At 34.2% G+C, this 1,049-nt stretch carries 2 protein-coding genes; both read right to left on the reverse strand.

Annotated features, from left to right (window positions below; genetic code table 11):
• Window positions 1-52 precede the first annotated feature (52 nt).
• Window positions 53-829: a type I methionyl aminopeptidase gene (gene map, locus AACU98_RS17015; RefSeq protein WP_004242544.1), complete on the reverse strand. Its 777-nt coding sequence runs from the start codon at window positions 827-829 to the stop codon at window positions 53-55.
• A gap of 17 nt (window positions 830-846) precedes the next feature.
• Window positions 847-1,044, reverse strand: coding sequence for a ParD-like family protein (locus tag AACU98_RS17020; RefSeq protein ID WP_004242542.1), 198 nt, complete (start codon window positions 1,042-1,044; stop codon window positions 847-849).
• Window positions 1,045-1,049 lie beyond the last annotated feature (5 nt).

Here is a 1,049-nt window from a genome sequence, read left to right on the forward strand (position 1 = left end):
AATTTATATCATAATTTTTGCATCAAAAATTAGATAGATATAAATTAATTTATTATGGAAGTGTTTCTTCTGGACGCAAAGTGAGTACTTCATACCCATCAGCAGTAACTAAAATAGTATGTTCTGATTGTGCCGATAATTTTTTATCACGGGTGACTACAGTCCAACCATCTTTTTTGGTTTTTATTTTGTGTCCACCTTGGTTAATCATCGGTTCAATGGTAAAGGTCATCCCTTCTTTTAGTACAACACCTTGTCCTCGAATACCATAATGTAATACTTGAGGGGCTTCGTGCATTTCTCGACCAATCCCGTGTCCACAATACTCTCTTACAACACTATACCCATGACTTTGTGCAAAGCTTTGGATTGCATGACCGATATCACCGAGTGTTGCACCTGGTTTAACTTCTTTGATACCTTCCCACATCGCTTGGTAAGTTGTTTTGACTAATCTTCTTGCTATAGGTGAGGCATCTGGCATGACATACATCTTGCTAGAATCAGCAATAAAACCATTTTTTTCTAGTGTAATATCGACATTAATAATATCTTTACTTTTTAATAGCTCATCTGCTTTAGGAACACCATGGCATACTACCTCATTAATTGAAGTATTAAGTACATACTCATAACCATATTGTCCTTTGCTTGCAGGTCTCGATTGCAGATCATGAGTAATAAAATCGTCTACTTTATCGTTAATTTCTAATGTGGAAACACCTGGCACAATAAAATCATCAAGCATTGTAAAAACTTGGGCTAATAAACGACCTGATTCACGCATTAATTCAATTTCCTCAGGGGTTTTAATCGTAATTTTATCCATATTAATCTCCTTTATATTTACTTATGCTCTTGTTTTATTGCTTCTTTTTCTAACATTTCATTAATAATCATTGGAAACGTTTTTTCTGGATTTAATTCTGCTTGAATACCAATTTTTATCCAAAACTCTGCTTGTGCATTAACTGATCGAGACATCACATTACTTGCTTTACGAAGATACTCATGTAGCTCATCAGAAATTTTTACAATACCCACACTTA

This window comes from Proteus sp. G4380, from assembly GCF_963885725.1.
GTDB lineage: Bacteria > Pseudomonadota > Gammaproteobacteria > Enterobacterales > Enterobacteriaceae > Proteus > Proteus mirabilis.